We start from the raw sequence: 17,967 nt of genomic DNA, 5'->3' as shown, positions 1-17,967 counted from the left end.
TATAGCGAGACGCCGCCAGGTGGCGAGGGATTAAATCCTCTCGCCGCATGAATTCATTGACGGTTGAGTTTCGCCAATGCGCCTTCGGCGAGTTGCCGGGTCAATTCAGCGCTGCCGATGTCCTTGCCCAGCGTGAGCGCCTGACCGGCCCAAAGATTGGCGAAGTCCGCGTCATCCTTGGCTCGCAGTGGCATGAGTGCACCGCCGGCCAACGGAAAGGCTGGCGCCTGCGCGGACATCGGGCCGAGTTCGCGCATCGCCCGATTGACAATGCCCCGTGCCGGACGCCCGGTGAAAATATTGGTGATGGCGGTCTCGCTGTCTTTTGCAGTCCGCAGAGCCTTGTGATGCGAGGCGCTGACTTTCGCTTCCGGGGTAAACAGGTACGCCGTGCCGACTTGCACTGCCGAGGCGCCGAGCATGAACGCTGCTGCAACGCCCCGGGCATCGCTGATTGCGCCAGCCGCTATCACCGGCACTTTCACCGCGTCGACCACCTGCGGCACCAGCGCGAAAGTGCCGACCTGCGTGCTCAGATCCTCGCTGAGGAACATCCCCCGATGCCCACCCGCCTCATAACCCATGGCGATGATCGCGTCGCAGCCGTGCTGCTCCAGCCAGATTGCTTCTTCGACCGTGGTGGCAGACGAGAGGATTTTCGCCCCGGTGGCCTTGACCCGATCGAGCAGGTTTTTCTCCGGCAGACCGAAATGAAAACTCACCACCTCGGGCCGGAATTCTTCGAGCACAGCGCACGCGGCTTCATCGAAAGGTGCACGGTTGGACACCGGCGTCGGGGCCTCGAAATCGGCGCCCAGTTCGCGGTAGTAGGGTTCGAGGAGGTTTTTCCAGTCACGGGCTCGCTGGTCATCGGGCGTCGGTGGTTGATGGCAGAAGAAATTGACGTTGAACGGCTTGCTGGTGTGCTGGCGGATGGTTTTCAGTTCTTCGCGCAGTTGCTCGATGCTCAGCATCGCTGCCGGCATTGAACCGAGGCCGCCAGCGTTGCACACGGCAATCACCATCGAAGAGTTGGTCGCGCCGGCCATCGGGCCCTGGATGATCGGCAGTTCGATACCGAGAAGATCAAGGATGCGGGTGTCTGGCCACTGACTCATATAGCAATTCTCCGAACGATGAAACGGGCAGGGACGGCAACCGGTTTTAGCAGCAAAACCGGCTGCGGGGCCAGTCTGAAATTCTGAACATCACATGCAGTTTTTCAGCGTCGATGCAGTCCGCCACCTCCACCGCCGCCAAACGAGCGGTTCATCATTTGCGAAGACCGGTTGTAGTTGTGCGTGCGCTGGTTGCCGAGATTGCGCGCGGCGGATTCGCGATTGAGATTTTGTAGCTGCGCATTGTTGTTCGCGGGTTGGGTTCGGTTGGCACCGCCGCCGCCGGCCACGGACTGCCAGCCATTGTCGGTTTTCTTGTAAACGTTGCCGTCGCGCCCGGCATAAACGTTGTCGCCGACCCGGGCAGCGCCGCCGTTGCGGCCGTGAATGCCGCCGTATTGCGTGGTGTTGCCAGTATTGGGGTTGTAGACCGCGCCGCGATTGACGCTGACTTTAGTTCCGGTGCGTACGTTGCCGGCCGTCACCCGTTCGCCAACGATCGCGCCGCCGTTCGGTCCGGCCGCTACGCCGCTGCGTCCGCCGGCGTAATTCCCGGTATAGGCGTTGTGCACCGCGCCACGCTGGCCAGCGGCGGCAATACCGGTGCGCGAGTTGTACGAGGCACCGACCTCACCGGCCCAGCGATTGCCGGTCCAGGCGTTGTAGCCGGCGCCGTGACGGCTGACGGTCGCGCGGTCGCCCCACTGATGATAAAGATTGCCGGTGGTCCCGGCCCAGCCACCCGGGCCCCATGCCACGGCACCGCCGCGATAACCGTAGGCCGCGCCGCCCCAGGCCAGCGGCGCCGGGTACAGACGCGGACCCCAAGCGTAACCCCAGCCGTAATTTCCCCACCACGGATACGCGCCCCAACCCCAGCCCATCGCGTTCGTGCTGCCGCCCCAGCTCCAGCCGAAACCGAAGCCGAAGGTCCAGCCGGTCCACGGCGTGTAGCGAATCGCGACGCCGAAACCGTAGGTCACCGGCGGCCCGTACCAGACACTGCCGACCCACGGCGTGTACGGATAACCCGTGCCATACACCACGACGCCGGTCGCCGGGTCCAGCGTCGAGCCTTGATAACCTGGGGTGTAGCCGACCACCACGGTATCGCCACTGGACTCGTAAACCTTCACGTAGTTGAGATAATGCATCGGTGAACCGGGCGGGATCGAATAAATCACCGCTGGGACTGAAGTGGCCACGCTCCAGGGGCCGTTCACCGAGGTGGCGCTGAACCAGATGCCATTCTCCACGGCCCACCAACTGTCGTTGTCGACACGAATGATCGGCGTGGCGCTGTTGATCACGTATTGCAGTGGCGTATTGCTGATCGCTTTGAGCGGCGGCTCGCCGTCAAATTGCGGTGTGGTCATCTTCACCGCGCTTTTCCTGATCGCCGAGGTCTGCGGGATGGTGGCGGCAATCGCAGCCTCCTGAGCCTGTGGCGTACCGGCGACCGAAGCCTTGACGTTCTCTTTCGCGCTGTCGTCAGGAATATTGGCAAAGTCGGCCGGCAGTTTGTCTGCCGGGACAAAGGTCCATGGTCCGTTCATGTCGCTGGCGCGAAACCAGCGCCCGGAAATCAGCACGTAACTGTTCTGATCGCCGATTTCCTTGAAGATGTGCCCGGTGGTGTTGCTCACGTACAACAGGCTGGTGCCCTGAATCGGTTGCCATTGCGCGGCGCCGTCGGTGACCAGCAGTTCCGTTGGCGTAGTGGCGATGAAGATTTTCGGATGTGGCGGCTTGGCAAGGCTGGGGACCTTGTCCTTCGGATCGCCTTGCCCGGTGAGCATGTCCACCTGGCGACTGTTGATCGCCGCCTGTCTGGCTTTTTCCAGATTGGCCGGCGGCGCAGCAAGGCGCGTGTAATCGCCGTTCAATTTATCTGCAACCATCCAGCCGTCGAATACATGCAGGTAGTGTTTGCCTTGTGCATCCTTGAGCAGCAATGGGCGCGTGTTGATCACCCGTTGCAGCTCGGTACCTTCCACTGGCCGATAAGCCGCGTCACCGTCGATGTACACGAGGATTGCCGGGCTGTCGGAGCTGACGATGGTCGGCGGAGTGTTTTCCAGTGGTGCGCCGTCGGCTTTCCGTTCGGCGTTCAGCACGCCGACTGCCGCTTCCAGTTGATCGAGGGAGATGGTTTTCTTGCGGCTCTCGGCATCTTTTTTCAGGATGGCGAGCCAGGTGTCGGCCTGTTTGGCATCCGCGGGAAACTCGGCTTTGAGGATCTGGTACTGATCGAGCGCGACCCAGCGAGTGGCCTTGTCAACGAGCGTGTGAGCGCTGAACTCGACGATGCCATAGGTGGATTTGCCGTCGGCGGCCGTGGCTTCGACGGCCGCGCGGGCATTGAGCGTGTAGCCGTCCCAGTTGTCGAGCTGCGGCTGATACACCGTCAGCTTGCTCTTGGCGCTGCTGATCACTTGCGGCCAGGTCGGCTCGCTTGGCGCCGCATCCGGCTTTGCTGCCGGGGCGGCTGCCCAGGCATTGCCAAGCGTCAGCAGACACAACATCAGCAACGTGGGTAAAGCGCGCAGGAAAAGCATCGTCAGCTCCATCGACAGGCCGGTTTGCAAGGCGAAACCGGAAAAACACAACCGTCGAAAAAGCATAGCCGCCCGCCATGGATTCACCCGGCTGATTGAGCGGTTAGCGCAAAGTCGAGTGTGGCAATGTGTTGCGATGTGCTATTTCAAGGCATGCTTTCTTTCAAATCATCTTCGAGAGGCCGTCATGTTCAACGCCATTCTGATCGACAAAGACGACAACGGTTATCGCGCCAACCTGCAGCAAATCGATGAGCAACAGTTACCCGAAGGCAACGTCAGCGTGAACGTGGCGTACAGCACCCTGAATTTCAAGGATGGGCTGGCGATCACCGGCAGCAGTCCGGTGGTGCGCAAGTTTCCCATGGTGCCGGGGATCGATCTGGCGGGAACGGTCGAGTCCAGTTCGCACTCGGATTTCAAGGCGGGCGATCAGGTGCTGCTCAACGGTTGGGGCGTCGGTGAAAACCACTGGGGCGGGCTGGCGCAGAAAGCCCGCCTCAATGGCGACTGGCTTATTCCGCTGCCCAAGGCCTTTACGCCGGCGCAAGCGATGGCCGTTGGCACGGCAGGTTATACGGCGATGCTGTGCATTCTGGCGCTGGAGCGTCATGGGGTAAAACCGGATCAAGGCGAAGTGCTGGTCACCGGCGCCAATGGCGGGGTCGGCAGCTTTGCGATCGCCTTGCTCAGCACGTTGGGATACCGAGTGGTGGCCTCAACGGGCCGGCTGTCCGAGCATGAATATCTGCAGCAACTGGGCGCTGCAGAAATCATCGATCGGGCCACCTTGTCCGAGCCGGGCAAGCCGTTGGCCAAGGAGCGCTGGGCGGCGGTGGTCGATTCGGTCGGTAGTCACACGCTGGCGAATGCTTGCGCCAGCACACGCTCGGAAGGTGTGGTCGCGGCGTGCGGACTGGCTCAGGGCATGGATTTTCCGGCCTCGGTAGCGCCGTTCATTCTGCGCGGTGTGACGCTGGCCGGGATCAACAGCGTGACTCAGCCCAAGGCGCGCCGTATCGAGGCCTGGGACCGACTGGCCAGGGATCTGGATTTCTCCTTGCTAAAGCTGATCAGTCACGAAATCAGTTTGCGCGAGGCACTTGAGGCCGCGCCCAGACTGCTTGCCGGGCAACTGCGGGGCAGGGTGGTGGTCGACGTCAATCGTTGAGTTCGCGCGCCAGCAACTGACGCTTGCGCTCGACGCCCCAGCGGTAGCCGGAAAGATTGCCGTCGCTGCGCACCACGCGGTGGCAGGGAATCGCCACCGCCAAGCGGTTGGCCCCGCAAGCCTGGGCCACGGCGCGCATCGACGTCGGTGCGCCGATGCGTTGCGCGATCTGGGCGTAACTGGCGGTGCTGCCTGCGGGGATCTCGCGCAGTGCCTGCCAGACGCGCTCCTGAAACGCGGTTCCGCGTATATCCAGCGGCAAGGTCAGGCCCGTCGCCGGTGCTTCGACAAAGCCGACGACGCTGGCGATCAACTGTTCGAAATCACGGTCGGCACCGATCAGGTTGGCGTTGCGAAATTGATCCTGCAGGTCGCAGACCAACTTATGTGGATCGTCGCCCAGCAGAATCGCGCAAATCCCCCGTTCACTCTGCGCCACCAGAATCGCCCCAAGCGAACATTGGCCGACGGCAAAGCGAATGTCGTTGTTCTGTCCGGCGGCGCGGTAGTCAGTCGGCTTCATGCCCAGCAGTTGATCGGCTGCTGCGTAGAAACGGCTGTTGGAATTGAAGCCCGCGTCATACAGCGCATCGGTCACCGAACCGCCGTCCGCCAGTCGTGCACGCAGCTTGCGCGAGCGTTGCGCCGTGGCGTAAGCCTTAGGCGTCAGGCCTGTCGCAGCTTTGAATACTCGATGGAAATGAAAAGGGCTGAGCCCGGCGCTGGCCGCGAGGCTGTCGAGCGCCGGCAACGTCTCGGACGCCTCGATCTGCCGACAGGCCGCAGCAATGATCGCTGCTTGCTGCGCGTCATTCTGGACCTTGCTGGCGCGTTTGCTTGGCCGATAACCGGCAGCTTCGGCCAGTTCAGGGGTATCGAAAAACTCGACGTTCTGCGGTTTGGGCAAGCGCGCAAGGCTGCTCGGACGGCAATAGACGCCGGTGGTCTTTACCGCGTAGACAAATTGCCCGTCAGCACTCGGGTCGCGGGCAACCACGGCGGCCCAGCGTGGATCGTCTTCAATGTTGATGGTGTTCGAAAGCGTTTCCATGACGAGTAATCCGTTGACCTGTTTGGCTCAGGTTAACCAGCATCGTAGCTCGCAACACTCCGCGCCTTGCGGTCAAACTTTTACTGATCCCCGGCGACGCGGAAGGTGATGTTGATACGTCGTTCGCCCAAGCGTGGGTGATGGCCGGGTTTGACCGGCAGCACCCCGTGATAGCGCAGGCGATCCGCGCCGCCCCAGACCACCATGTCGCCATGCAACAGCGGGATACGCTGGCTTTTATCGCTGCGCTCGAAGCCGCCAAACAGAAACATCGCCGGCAGACCCAGCGACAATGAAACGATGGGCGCAGCAAAGCCCTTTTCGTCTTTGTCCTGATGCAATGACATCTTGGCGCCGGGCACATACTGGTTGATCAGGCAGGAGTCGGCATGGAAATCCTTGAAGCCGGCTTGCGCTGCCGCCTCGTGCGCCAGATTGGCAAACACCGCCGGCATCGACGGCCAGGGCAAGCCGCTGAGTGGATCGACGCTGGAATAGCGGTAACCGCTGCGATCGGTGATCCAGCCCAGTTGCCCGCAACTGCTGGTGCCGACCGACATGCTGAACCCACCCGGCGTCACCATGTGGCGGAGCGGGGCGGCAGCAAGAATGGCCTTGAGCGCCGTCAGCAGTTGCTCGACCCGAGGCAAGGCGAACCCGCGCAGCACCCACGATTGCTCGCCGATCTGCTCGGCGCGGGGTTCCTGTACGGGTTCGTTGTCGGCGAACAGGTCAAAGGTGGTCGGTTGCATGGTGTTTGTTACAGCGCCTTGCTGACCTTGATGTCACTGAGCTCTTCATCAGTGTGCATTTTTTTCAGCGCCGCTTTCGCTTCCTCGTCAGTGCCGTTTTCGAGTTCTGCGAAGTCGAAACGCTGCTCGCCGTCCAGTTTGTACTTGATCACATATTTGGTTGTTTGCGCCACGGTGGTGGTTTCCTTTCAGAATAGGCTGCGCGTCTCAGCTCAGTTTGGTGCTGGAGCGACGGATGATCTTGATCGAATGGGTCAGCGTCGGCTTGCGCGTCACGCTGATTGCGCGGCGATTGACGGTGTCGATAGTGATGTTCCAGAAGCCGGTGCTCGGCGCGGTTATGCGCGCCGGGAAGGTGTCGAACGCGCCGCCGTGATAGGTATGACGGCCGCCGTTTTTGAAGCTGCGGAAGTTGGCGTCGTTCATCAAACGGATGTTGCACATCTGCGAGCATTGAATGACGACGATGTCGTCTTCGTTGAGGTGCTCGCGCTGGTGAATGAATTTCATGGGCGCCTCCAGAAGGGCTTTTTCTACTAAATCAAAACGATAGCTTGTCGATGGACGCAGTTTATCAGCCCGCACGGGTTATTATCTGGCCGTCGGGCGATGCTTTGACAAATTTTGAACAGATATTCGCAATGGCATGCGGGTTAAATGCGCAAGGCCCCGGAGAAAAGCGGCTTTCATGCTGTCGGACGGTCTTTAACGGAGGATTTATATGAAGTGGGGTGTGGCGTGTGTGCCGTTGATTCTGGCGATGGCCGGTTGTGCAAATGTTTCCGAAATCAATGAAACGCTGCCAACCATGAGCGTGATCTCCGGCAAAAAGCCTCAGGAGTACGCGCAGTGCCTGACCGACAAGCTTGCTGACAGCCGTGGTGCGCTGCAGGTCCAGCCGCAGAAGGATGGGGTTCGGGTGATCGTCCCGGGCAAACTGTCTTCAGGCCCGGCAGCGGTGTTTGATATCGAAGATCGTGCTGGCGGCAGCAGCATCAAACTGCATGAGCGAATGTCGAATGTGCCGGTTCGCCCCCACGATGTGCAGAAAGCCGCGAACGCCTGTATTTCCGGCTGATAGACTACTGAACATCAGCATCCGATGCCGTCACAGTCCTGCTGTGACGGCATTGTCATTTTTGGAGTTGCGATGAAGCGAGAGCACGTGCGCGAGCGCCATGCAGAGGGCCTTGTCTCTGCCACCCATATCATCCAGAACCCGGCGAATCCCGGTGAATGGATCGTGTTTTTCAAGAAGAGTGCAGGGCGCAGCTACTTCCTGGTGGACGACAATGATGAAGTCGAGTCTTTCAGTCGGCTCGACGAGTTGATCGAGGTCGTCCGTGGCCTCGGGATCAAGTTCGCCGAAATCCACATGTAGCGACTATTTGCACACGACCACGACGTTGCGGGTCTTGTAATTGCCGACGTCGACGCCGAGGGTTTTATCATCTTCCTTTGGCGCCGGTGTGCCGTCGGTGCCGACGATGCGATAGCCGGTGCCTGCGCAAGAAGCGTCGGCTTTCTCGTAGCACATTGCCCAGGAGTTGGCTTCGCCGGAGCAATCGATGCTCAGGCCCTGTTCGCCATTGTTCAGATAGGTCGGCTGCGAGGTGGCACAGCCGCTCAGTACCAATGCCGCGAAGAGCGGCTGCAGTTTGTTCAGGTTCATGGTTGCGTGGTCTTCAAGTGGGGGACTGGAGGCTCTGACAGCGCCGCGATGAAAAGGTTATAGCGATTGGCCACTTGTTTGCCAACAAGGCACAAAAAAGCCCTGCGTGCTGGCAGGGCCTGGGACGTGCGGCAACGGGATCAGTCCTGATCTTTGCCACGACGCTTGGATGATGCAGGCGTATCGGTGAATACCGAGGCCACATCCGTCGCCATCTGTTCACTGTCGAAAGGCCCGGCGATGTGTTCGCCATTGGTGGTGGTCAGCGTCCACTTGCCGTCTTTCTTGTCGATCACATACCCGTTGATGATTTTTACCGCGGCCATCTAGTCTGTCTCATTCGCTGGTTCAAAGGCGCCATGATAGCGGCAAATGCTCGCATTGGGAGCTGATAAGCGTATGGTGACCCCGATGCTCACGATCCTGGGCTACGCTGAATTCGCCGCTGAAAAACCTCGACGGAACTATCCGCGCGAATATTTCTCTATGTTGGCATCGGTTAGCCAGCGCGGGGCATTGTAAGGCGCACGCCGCCTGATTAGACTGCCTCGAAACTCGTACACACAGCCTTTTCAAGGACTTATATGATCAAGAAATGCTTGTTTCCAGCAGCCGGTTACGGCACTCGCTTCCTCCCAGCGACCAAAGCCATGCCTAAAGAAATGCTGCCGGTGGTAAACAAGCCACTGATCCAGTACGGCGTTGAAGAAGCACTGGACGCGGGCCTGACTGAAATCTCCATCGTTACCGGTCGTGGCAAGCGTGCTCTGGAAGACCACTTCGACATCAGCTACGAGCTGGAAAACCAGATCAAGGGCACCGACAAGGAAAAATACCTGGTCGGCATCCGCAAGCTGCTGGACGAGTGCTCGTTCTCCTACACCCGTCAGACCGAAATGAAGGGTCTGGGCCACGCGATCCTGACTGGCCGCCCGCTGATCGGTGACGAACCGTTCGCCGTGGTACTGGCGGACGATCTGTGCGTCAACATCGACGGCGACGGCGTGCTGACCCAGATGGTCAAGCTGTACAAACAGTTCCGCTGCTCGATCGTCGCCATCCAGGAAGTCGATCCGCAGGAAACCAACAAGTACGGTGTGATTGCTGGCGAAATGATCCGCGACGACATCTATCGCGTGCACAGCATGGTCGAGAAGCCGAAGCCGGAAGACGCGCCGTCGAACCTGGCGATCATCGGTCGTTACATCCTGACCCCGGACATCTTTGACCTGATCGAACAGACCGAGCCAGGCAAGGGCGGTGAAATCCAGATCACCGACGCCCTGATGAAACAGGCCCAGAATGGCTGCGTAATGGCCTACAAGTTCAAGGGCAAGCGTTTCGACTGCGGTGGCGCTGAAGGCTACATCGACGCGACCAACTTCTGCTTCGAAAACTTCTACAAGACTGGCAAGGCTTACTAAAAGCATTTGCCTCGTCTGCAAGATAAAGCCACCTTCGGGTGGCTTTTTCATTTTCCGTCCTTATATAAACGGCAGTGCTTGCCCAATGGATGACTGCGGGTATGCTGATGGCCTGCCGAGGAGATAGAAATGGCCTACGATTTTGACCTTTATGTGATTGGTGCCGGTTCCGGCGGTGTGCGGGCTGCGCGGTTTGCCGCCGGTTTCGGGGCGAAAGTGGCGGTGGCCGAGAGTCGTTATCTGGGCGGGACCTGTGTCAACGTCGGCTGCGTGCCGAAAAAACTCCTGGTCTACGGCGCGCGCTTTGCCGAGGACTTCGAGCAGGCGTCCGGTTTTGGCTGGAACCTGGGCGAAGCGAACTTCGACTGGGCCACGCTGATCGCCAACAAGGATCGCGAGATCAATCGCCTCAACGGCATTTACCGCAATCTTCTGGTCAACAGTGGCGTGACCCTGCACGAAGCGCACGCCAAAATCGTCGGGCCGCACGAGGTCGAGGTCAATGGTGAGCGCTTCACCGCGAAGAACATTCTGATCGCCACCGGCGGCTGGCCGCAGATCCCTGAGATCCCGGGGCATGAACACGCGATCGGTTCGAACGAGGCGTTCTTCCTCAAAGAGCTGCCCAAGCGTGTGCTGGTGGTGGGTGGCGGTTATATCGCCGTCGAGTTCGCCGGAATCTTCCACGGCCTCGGTGCCAACACGACGCTGCTGTATCGCGGCGATCTGTTCCTGCGTGGTTTCGACGGCTCGGTACGCAAGCATCTGCAGGAAGAGTTGACCAAGCGCGGTCTCGATCTGCAATTCAATGCCGACATCGCACGCATTGACAAGCAGGCCGACGGTAGCTTGAAAGCAACGCTCAAGGATGGTCGTGTACTCGAAGCCGATTGCGTGTTCTACGCCACCGGCCGACGTCCGATGCTGGACAACCTTGGCCTGGAAAGCACCGATGTGCAGCTCGACGACAAGGGCTTCATCAAAGTCGACGACGAGTATCAAACCACCGAGCCGTCAATTCTCGCGCTGGGCGATGTCATCGGTCGCGTGCAATTGACCCCGGTCGCACTGGCTGAAGGCATGGCCGTGGCTCGACGCTTGTTCAAGCCAGAGCAATATCGCCCGGTGGATTACAAGATGATCCCGACGGCGGTGTTCAGCCTGCCGAACATCGGCACGGTCGGTCTGAGCGAAGAGGAAGCGCGCGAATGCGGCCATGAGGTGGTGATTTTCGAAAGCCGCTTCCGGCCGATGAAGCTGACCCTGACTGACTGTCAGGAGAAAACCCTGATGAAACTGGTGGTCGACGCCAGGACTGACAAGGTGCTTGGCTGCCATATGGTCGGCCCGGACGCTGGCGAGATCGTGCAGGGCCTGGCGATTGCCTTGAAGGCCGGCGCGACCAAGCGCGACTTCGACGACACCATCGGGGTGCACCCGACGGCCGCCGAAGAGTTCGTCACCATGCGCACACCGGTTAGCGCTTAAACATCCTTCGCTTTGGCCGAATCTGGCGCTGCTGCAACGGCAGCCGCCAGACGCTGGCTGTCTTCCAGGCTTGCCTGAGCCTTGAGCAATTCCTTTTCCAGTGACTGATTGAGCTGCGTCTGCTCGTCGACGCTCTGTTTGAGCGCCTGGCTTTCCAGTGTCGCCACGCGTAGACGTTCCTGGAGCAGGGTGCGCTCGCTGTCCATGCGCGTGGCCTGCTCGAGCAATTGATCCTGACGCTGATTGCTCTGCTTGAGCTGGTCCTGCAGCAGGTTCAGCTCACGCTGGGTGCCACGGTTCTCGGTGAGCAGGCGTTCGTTATCGCGGTGCAGCTGAGTGATCTCATCCTGACGCACCAGCGCGCTCTGCTGAGCCTGGCGCAGTTCGGCCTGGATCTGCTGGATTTGCCCTTCATGGCGGGCCTGTTCCTGCTCGCGCTGTTCCTTGGTCGCATTGCGGTAATGCTCCAGCGCATCGCGGGCGTGCAGGTGCTTTTCTTCCAGTGAGCGAATCTGCTCGTCCTTGTCCTGCAAGCGCAATTCAAAGTCGGCCAATGCCTGATTCAGGCCGGCGTTGCGCGTCTGTTCGGTTTGCAGCATCGAGCGGGTGTTGCTCAGCGCTTCGGATTCGCGTTGCAGCGCGGCGCCCTGAATATCGTGGTCGTGTTCGAGTTTTTCCAGCGCCTGGCGAGCCTGTTTCAGCTCGGCTTCCAGTGCTTCGCGTTGCTCTTCGAACTGCTCGCGGGCTTGCTCGATGGGCTCCTGCGCCTGTTCTTTCAGGCGTTGGGCAAGGCGCGAGACGAGGGCGGTCAACTCATCATCTATCGGTTCTGCCGAGGCTTCTGTGGGCTGGGCACCATCGTCCAATTCTTTCAGATAGCGATGGATCGTGGTTTTCGAGCCGGTGTTGCCCATTTCGATGCGTACTGCATCGATGCTCGGGTGTTCGCCGCGAGCCAGGATCGCTGTGCGAGCGATTTGCACCAGTGCTTTGGTAATGCCGCCACGGGCCATGTGAACTCCTACGGTTACGTACTGTGGTACATGCCACTAAAGTACGCAGTGTACCACGCTAAAAATGTAGGTAAATCATTGAAATAAAACAGGCGGGATATACTGGTATTACCCAATGTCAGACGGCAAAATGCGCATCTGCATGCCTGAGCCAGTACGCCAGCGAGAAAACTGCCCATGAGTGACATTGATCGCTATCTGCAAGCCGCCACCCGTGACAACACCCGCCGCAGCTATCGCATGGCCATCGAGCATTTCGAGGTGTCGTGGGGCGGTTTCCTGCCGGCCACCGCCGACAGCGTTGCGCGTTATCTGGTGGAGCACGCCGGCGTGTTGTCGATCAATACGCTGAAACTGCGTCTGTCGGCGCTGGCGCAGTGGCACAACAGCCAAGGGTTTGCCGACCCGACCAAGGCGCCAGTGGTGCGCAAGGTGTTCAAGGGGATTCGCGCCTTGCATCCAGCGCAGGAAAAACAGGCCGAGCCGTTACAACTACAGGATCTGCAGCGAGTGATCGATTGGCTGGAGCACGAAGCGCAGACCGCCCGGCAAGAGCAGGACCGCCCGACATTGCTCAAGGCCCATCGTGATCGTGCGCTGATTCTGCTGGGTTTCTGGCGGGGCTTCCGCAGCGACGAGTTGTGCCGCTTGCAGGTCGAGCATGTGCAGGCGAGTGCCGGCAAGGGAATCACGTTGTATCTGCCGCGCAGCAAGGGTGATCGGGAAAATCTCGGACAGACCTATCAAGCCCCGGCCTTGTTGAAGCTGTGCCCGGTGCAGGCCTATATCGACTGGATCACAGAGGCAGCGCTGGTGCGCGGCGCGGTTTTCCGCAGCATTGATCGCTGGGGCAATCTGAGCGAAGAGGGCCTGCACGCCAACAGCATCATTCCTCTGCTGCGTCAGGCCTTGCAGCGCGCCGGGATTGCCGCCGCCGGTTATACCAGTCATTCGTTGCGACGCGGCTTTGCAACTTGGGCGCATCAAAGCGGTTGGGATCTGAAATCGCTGATGAGTTACGTTGGCTGGAAGGACATGAAATCCGCCATGCGCTATGTTGAGGTCAGCCCATTCCAGGGAATGGCTCGGATTATGGATAAGCCGGATCAACCGTAGAGATCGTTTTCTTCTATTAATACAGTCAGCTAATAGCGAAAACAAATCAGCAGTATCAGGTTTGCCAATGAGCCTTCCGTCGAGTGAGTGGGTAGGATTCACCCATCAACTTCATAACCCCTGACGGAGAGTCATCGATGCCTATCATCAACAGCCAAGTAAAACCGTTCAAAGCTACCGCGTTCAAAAACGGCGACTTCGTTCAAGTCTCGGATGCTGACTTGAAAGGCAAGTGGTCCGTAGTGTTCTTCTACCCAGCCGACTTCACCTTCGTGTGCCCGACCGAGCTGGAAGACCTGGCCGACAACTACGCTGAGTTCAAGAAGCTGGGCGTGGAAATCTACAGCGTTTCGACCGACACCCACTTTGCTCACGCTGCCTGGCACAACACTTCGCCAGCCATCGGCAAAATCGAATACACCATGATCGGCGACCCGACCCACGTCATCTCCCGCAACTTCGACGTGCTGATCGAAGAAGCTGGCCTGGCTGACCGTGGCACCTTCGTGATCAACCCTGAAGGCCAGATCAAAATCGTTGAACTGAACGATGGCGGCGTTGGCCGTGACGCTTCCGAGCTGCTGCGCAAGATCAAGGCTGCTCAGTACGTCGCTGCACACCCAGGCGAAGTTTGCCCGGCCAAGTGGAAAGAAGGCGAGGCCACTCTGGCTCCGTCCCTGGACCTGGTTGGCAAGATCTGAGTCTGTGACATGCAACGCAGGGCGGTACGCCGCACCTTCTTAAGTTAGCTGCACCGCCCAATAAAAATGCCCGGGCGAGATTCGCTCGGGCTTTTTTTCGCCTCAAACAAAGGAAATCGCCCGTATGTTGGACGCCAATCTTAAAGCCCAGTTGAAATCGTACCTGGAACGGGTCACCCAACCGATCGAGATCGTTGCATCCCTCGACGACGGTGCGAAATCCCGTGAAATGCTTGACCTGCTGAAAGACGTTGCCAGTCTTTCGAGCCAGATTACCTTGATCGACAGCGGTGACGACGCGCGCAAGCCATCGTTCTCGATCAACCGCCCCGGAGCCGACATCAGCCTGCGTTTTGCCGGTATCCCGATGGGCCACGAATTCACTTCCCTGGTGTTGGCCCTGCTGCAAGTTGGCGGCCACCCGTCGAAGGCCAGCGTTGAAGTGATCGAGCAGATCCGCTCGCTCAAAGGCGAGTTCAGCTTCGAGACGTATTTCTCGCTGTCTTGCCAGAACTGCCCGGACGTCGTCCAGGCGTTGAACCTGATGGCCGTGCTCAACCCGAACATCCGCCACGTCGCCATCGACGGCGCGTTGTTCCAGGACGAAGTCAACGATCGCAAGATCATGGCTGTGCCGAGCATCTACCTGAACGGCGAAAACTTCGGCCAGGGCCGCATGGGTCTGGAAGAAATCCTCGCCAAACTCGACACCGGCGCCATCGTGCGTCAGGCCGAGAAGATCAGCGCCAAGGAAGCCTTTGATGTACTGGTCGTCGGCGGTGGCCCGGCCGGCGCTTCGGCCGCGATCTATGCCGCACGCAAAGGCATCCGCACCGGCGTCGCCGCCGAGCGCTTCGGCGGTCAGGTGCTGGACACCATGGCCATCGAAAACTTCATTTCCGTACAGGAAACCGAAGGCCCGAAACTGGCCACGGCGCTGGAAGAACACGTCAAGCAATACGACGTCGACATCATGAACCTGCAACGTGCCGACAAGCTGATCCCGGGCAAGAATGGCGAGCTGCACGAAGTCCGCTTCGCCAGCGGTGCAACCCTCAAAGCCAAGAGCGTAATCCTCGCGACCGGCGCACGTTGGCGCGAAATGAACGTCCCGGGCGAGCAGGAATACCGCAACAAGGGTGTGGCGTACTGCCCGCACTGCGACGGCCCGCTATTCAAGGGCAAGCGTGTGGCGGTGATCGGCGGCGGTAACTCCGGCGTTGAAGCAGCCATCGATCTGGCCGGTATCGTCTCGCACGTCACGCTGCTGGAGTTCGACGTGCAACTGCGCGCCGACGCCGTATTGCAACGCAAACTGCACAGCCTGCCGAACGTCACCGTGATCACCAGTGCGCAAACCACTGAAGTCACCGGCAACGGCGAGAAGGTCAACGGCCTGCGCTACAAGGATCGCAGCACTGATGAGCTGCGCACGGTCGAACTGGAAGGCATCTTCGTGCAGATCGGTCTGCTGCCCAACACCGATTGGCTGAAGGGCACCATCGAGCTGTCGCCGCGTGGCGAGATTATTGTCGATAACCGTGGCGAGACTTCAATCCCGGGAATCTTTGCAGCAGGTGATGTGACGACTGTGCCTTACAAGCAGATCGTGATTGCGGTAGGCGAGGGCGCCAAGGCTTCGCTGAGTGCGTTCGATCACTTGATCCGGACTTCGGCACCGGCGTAATTGCCACGTCGAAAACGAAAAAACCCATGAGTGATCATGGGTTTTTTATTGCGCGTGGAAAGCCACCCCTCACCCCAGCCCTCTCCCGAGGGAGAGGGAGCCGACCGAGGTGTCTGAACTCATCCATCGACCTGAGAGCGCCGGTCGATTATGGATTCACCGCCAATCATTCAAGTCGGCGTAATTCTCCAGCATCCCGCAATCTGTCCCCTCTCCCTCTGGGAGAGGGCTAGGGTGAGGGGCTTTCAGCTTTTACAGCGGCGCAGGCTGAATGATTTCAACCCAGTAACCATCCGGATCCTTGATGAACGCCAGGCTCTTCATGCGGCCATCGGTCAAGCGCTTCTGGAAATCGCAACCCAGTTCTTCAAAACGTGCACATGCCGCGACGATATCCGGCACCGAAATGCAGATGTGGCCGAAGCCGCGCGGGTCGGTGTTGCCGTTGTGATAGGCGAAGTCGGCATCGTTTTCGGTGCCGTGGTTGTGGGTCAGTTCGAGAATGCCCGGGATCGATTTCATCCACTCGGTGCGTGCAGCGGCGTCAGCCGGGATCTGCGCTTTGTCGACCAGCGCGAGGAAGTACAGGCTGAACTCGGCCTCCGGGAAATCACGTTTCTCGACCAGCGAAAAACCCAGCACGCGGGTGTAGAAATCCAGCGACTTGGTGATGTCCTTGACGCGCAGCATGGTGTGGTTGAACACGAAGTTGCGGGTTGCGCTGTCTGGCGTGGCAGTCACGCCGGGAAAAGTGTTCAGTTCGTTGAGGCTCATGGGCCCTCCAATAACAATGGGCAAGTGTATGGGCGCAATGATACGCATGCCGGCCGGCATCGCCAAATGCAAGGTGGGCTTGCCCTGCGCGAAGGCGGGGCTCAGACTTTGTCTTCTACCTGCGAGTGCGTCCGGCAATGATCCGACTGTTCAAATCCGTGTTTGTTTTTTTTGTCTTGTCGTCGACCGTGGTTCTTCCGGCGGTGGCCGAACCAGCTATCACTTGGCCGGCAGGCTGGGAGGTTGAAGCCTTGCCGGACACCGCAGCGCCGGTCTCGCGACAAAGGGCGGTGAAGCACGATGCCGATGGTAACCAGGTGATGGTGATGGAGTTGACCATGAGCCAGGTGGAGGCGGGGCATCAGGTCAATTTGCAGGGTGTGCTGCTGGAGATGCGCAAATCCATTCAGAAGGATTTTTTCCGCAGTGGTTATCAAAGCGTATGCAACAGGATTCATCCCGCAGCACTGGGTTCATTGACCGGGCTGGAGACGACCTGCACGGTAACCGAAAATGGCCGGCACGTATTATCACAAACGTTGGTGGCAGCTGTGCAATCGGACAAGGCTTATGTACTTTCATACGCCGGCCAGGCAGAGGTTTATAAGGCGAGCGAGGACGAAATAGTGGCTGCTCGCAACAGCCTGAAACTATAGACGTTCGTACTAAGTCGCTGAAATTTGAATACCGGAAAGGATTAAGCACAAAGTTTTATCAGGTACTCACGGCAACATCGCGCAGCAGAATGTTTAAGCGACTGACTCACTAACGTTACACAAAATTCTAACTTATTTGATGAAAATCATTTCATTTGTTAGATATTGTCAATAAAAAAGCCCTGCATCTAGCAGGGCTTTTTGCTGGCGTCAGATTAACCGCGCAACCAGGAATCAACGGTGGATGCACCGTACTGTTCTTTCCAGGCTTTCAGGCCGCGATGATTGCCACCCTTGGTTTCGATCAGTTCGCCAGTGTGTGGGTTCTGGTAAACCTTGACCACGCGAGCGCGGCGGGTCTTGGGCGCTGCAGGCGCTTGCAGGCCGGACTTTGCCGGGTTCGGATCGAGAATGGCGATGATGTCTTTCAGGCCTTTGCCGTAGCTTTTCATCAGTCCCTGGAGCTTCTCTTCGAATTCGATTTCTTTCTTGAGCCCGGCATCGTTCTTCAGCGATTCCAGCTGTTTGAGCTGTTCCTGAAGGGCCTTTTCAGCTGCACGAAATTCAGCGAGTCTGGACAATATCTTTACTCCAATAGTGTGTTTGGCTGATACCAACCGCAAACAAAGCTATAAGCCAAGAGCCTTGAAGCGACTCGGTGATAAATGGCTCACCTGCCAATCCGGCTGAGGTTGAAAAAATTGTAGTAGTTAATGCGACAAGAGTAAATCCTGATGTTGTCGTCATGTAACAACAATGATTTTTTGTATCAAATTGGTGCGCCTG

The 17,967-nt window shown here is 58.9% G+C and carries 20 protein-coding genes; 9 read left to right on the top strand and 11 right to left on the bottom strand.

Translation table 11 applies throughout. The features are described from left to right. Nucleotides 1-53 precede the first annotated feature (53 nt). Complete coding sequence (locus LIS66_RS14685; protein WP_227972444.1) at nt 54-1,118, bottom strand: NAD(P)H-dependent flavin oxidoreductase; 1,065 nt, start codon at nt 1,116-1,118, stop codon at nt 54-56. 104 nt (nt 1,119-1,222) lie between these two features. Next, nucleotides 1,223-3,676: an autotransporter gene (locus LIS66_RS14680; protein ID WP_322746245.1), complete on the bottom strand. Its 2,454-nt coding sequence runs from the start codon at nt 3,674-3,676 to the stop codon at nt 1,223-1,225. Between the two features lie 187 nt (nt 3,677-3,863). Between LIS66_RS14680 and LIS66_RS14675 the strand changes: the two genes are divergently transcribed. Then, nucleotides 3,864-4,847 (top strand): MDR family oxidoreductase, encoded by a 984-nt coding sequence (locus LIS66_RS14675; protein WP_227972442.1) that lies wholly within the window; start codon nt 3,864-3,866, stop codon nt 4,845-4,847. Here the strand turns inward: LIS66_RS14675 and ada are convergent. The 4 genes from ada to LIS66_RS14655 form a co-directional block, all read right to left on the bottom strand. Beyond that, entirely contained in the window at nt 4,837-5,898 is a 1,062-nt protein-coding gene (ada, locus tag LIS66_RS14670; RefSeq protein ID WP_227972441.1) for a bifunctional DNA-binding transcriptional regulator/O6-methylguanine-DNA methyltransferase Ada, read from the bottom strand. The two genes, LIS66_RS14675 and ada, sit on opposite strands and share 11 nt — an antisense overlap. A gap of 80 nt (nt 5,899-5,978) precedes the next feature. Then, complete coding sequence (gene alkB / locus LIS66_RS14665) at nt 5,979-6,650, bottom strand: DNA oxidative demethylase AlkB (RefSeq protein WP_227972440.1); 672 nt, start codon at nt 6,648-6,650, stop codon at nt 5,979-5,981. Nucleotides 6,651-6,658: 8 nt separating this feature from the next. Further along, nucleotides 6,659-6,823, bottom strand: a complete 165-nt coding sequence (locus LIS66_RS14660) for a hypothetical protein (protein ID WP_227972439.1) — start codon at nt 6,821-6,823, stop codon at nt 6,659-6,661. Nucleotides 6,824-6,857: 34 nt separating this feature from the next. Continuing rightward, the gene (locus tag LIS66_RS14655; RefSeq protein ID WP_007912251.1) at nt 6,858-7,160 is read right to left on the bottom strand and encodes a DUF1883 domain-containing protein; all 303 of its coding nucleotides are present in this window, start codon (nt 7,158-7,160) and stop codon (nt 6,858-6,860) included. Between the two features lie 211 nt (nt 7,161-7,371). Between LIS66_RS14655 and LIS66_RS14650 the strand changes: the two genes are divergently transcribed. Both LIS66_RS14650 and LIS66_RS14645 read left to right on the top strand, forming a co-directional pair. Next, on the top strand, nt 7,372-7,728 hold the full coding sequence (locus LIS66_RS14650; RefSeq protein ID WP_042606850.1) for a hypothetical protein: 357 nt from the start codon (nt 7,372-7,374) through the stop codon (nt 7,726-7,728). A gap of 72 nt (nt 7,729-7,800) precedes the next feature. Continuing rightward, on the top strand, nt 7,801-8,031 hold the full coding sequence (locus tag LIS66_RS14645) for a hypothetical protein (RefSeq protein ID WP_042606851.1): 231 nt from the start codon (nt 7,801-7,803) through the stop codon (nt 8,029-8,031). Between the two features lie 3 nt (nt 8,032-8,034). Here the strand turns inward: LIS66_RS14645 and LIS66_RS14640 are convergent, their stop codons facing one another. Continuing rightward, nucleotides 8,035-8,322 (bottom strand): hypothetical protein, encoded by a 288-nt coding sequence (locus tag LIS66_RS14640; RefSeq protein ID WP_042606852.1) that lies wholly within the window; start codon nt 8,320-8,322, stop codon nt 8,035-8,037. 140 nt (nt 8,323-8,462) lie between these two features. Next, nucleotides 8,463-8,648, bottom strand: coding sequence for a hypothetical protein (locus LIS66_RS14635; RefSeq protein ID WP_016774922.1), 186 nt, complete (start codon nt 8,646-8,648; stop codon nt 8,463-8,465). Nucleotides 8,649-8,906: 258 nt separating this feature from the next. On the opposite strand from LIS66_RS14635, the gene galU reads away from it, so the two are divergent. Next, a complete protein-coding gene (galU, locus tag LIS66_RS14630; RefSeq protein ID WP_024013124.1) occupies nt 8,907-9,746 on the top strand; it encodes a UTP--glucose-1-phosphate uridylyltransferase GalU in 840 nt (279 codons plus the stop codon). 129 nt (nt 9,747-9,875) lie between these two features. Further along, nucleotides 9,876-11,234, top strand: a complete 1,359-nt coding sequence (gorA, locus tag LIS66_RS14625; protein WP_227972438.1) for a glutathione-disulfide reductase — start codon at nt 9,876-9,878, stop codon at nt 11,232-11,234. Here the strand turns inward: gorA and LIS66_RS14620 are convergent. Beyond that, complete coding sequence (locus LIS66_RS14620) at nt 11,231-12,247, bottom strand: DNA-binding protein (RefSeq protein ID WP_123419466.1); 1,017 nt, start codon at nt 12,245-12,247, stop codon at nt 11,231-11,233. The genes gorA and LIS66_RS14620 overlap by 4 nt on opposite strands. A 177-nt stretch (nt 12,248-12,424) precedes the next feature. On the opposite strand from LIS66_RS14620, the gene LIS66_RS14615 reads away from it, so the two are divergent. From LIS66_RS14615 to ahpF, 3 genes are all read left to right on the top strand, one after another. Next, complete coding sequence (locus LIS66_RS14615; protein WP_083352667.1) at nt 12,425-13,363, top strand: site-specific integrase; 939 nt, start codon at nt 12,425-12,427, stop codon at nt 13,361-13,363. A 137-nt stretch (nt 13,364-13,500) separates the two neighbouring features. Next, nucleotides 13,501-14,064 (top strand): alkyl hydroperoxide reductase subunit C, encoded by a 564-nt coding sequence (ahpC, locus tag LIS66_RS14610; RefSeq protein ID WP_016774916.1) that lies wholly within the window; start codon nt 13,501-13,503, stop codon nt 14,062-14,064. Nucleotides 14,065-14,188: 124 nt separating this feature from the next. Further along, nucleotides 14,189-15,751 (top strand): alkyl hydroperoxide reductase subunit F, encoded by a 1,563-nt coding sequence (gene ahpF, locus LIS66_RS14605; protein ID WP_116658052.1) that lies wholly within the window; start codon nt 14,189-14,191, stop codon nt 15,749-15,751. 252 nt (nt 15,752-16,003) lie between these two features. Here the strand turns inward: ahpF and gloA are convergent, their stop codons facing one another. Then, complete coding sequence (gloA, locus tag LIS66_RS14600) at nt 16,004-16,525, bottom strand: lactoylglutathione lyase (protein WP_039762746.1); 522 nt, start codon at nt 16,523-16,525, stop codon at nt 16,004-16,006. Between the two features lie 137 nt (nt 16,526-16,662). On the opposite strand from gloA, the gene LIS66_RS14595 reads away from it, so the two are divergent. After that, nucleotides 16,663-17,181 carry a DUF4946 domain-containing protein gene (locus tag LIS66_RS14595; RefSeq protein WP_042606857.1) on the top strand — a complete coding sequence of 173 codons (519 nt, stop codon included), beginning with the start codon at nt 16,663-16,665 and terminating at the stop codon, nt 17,179-17,181. Nucleotides 17,182-17,396: 215 nt separating this feature from the next. On the opposite strand, the gene LIS66_RS14590 is transcribed toward LIS66_RS14595, so the two are convergent. Continuing rightward, the gene (locus tag LIS66_RS14590; protein ID WP_042606858.1) at nt 17,397-17,762 is read right to left on the bottom strand and encodes a histone-like nucleoid-structuring protein, MvaT/MvaU family; all 366 of its coding nucleotides are present in this window, start codon (nt 17,760-17,762) and stop codon (nt 17,397-17,399) included. Between the last annotated feature and the right edge of the window lie 205 nt (nt 17,763-17,967).

The sequence above is a fragment of the Pseudomonas sp. HN2 genome (genome assembly GCF_020736465.1).
Classification (GTDB): domain Bacteria; phylum Pseudomonadota; class Gammaproteobacteria; order Pseudomonadales; family Pseudomonadaceae; genus Aquipseudomonas; species Aquipseudomonas moraviensis_A.
This window is presented reverse-complemented; position numbering and strand designations above follow the sequence as displayed.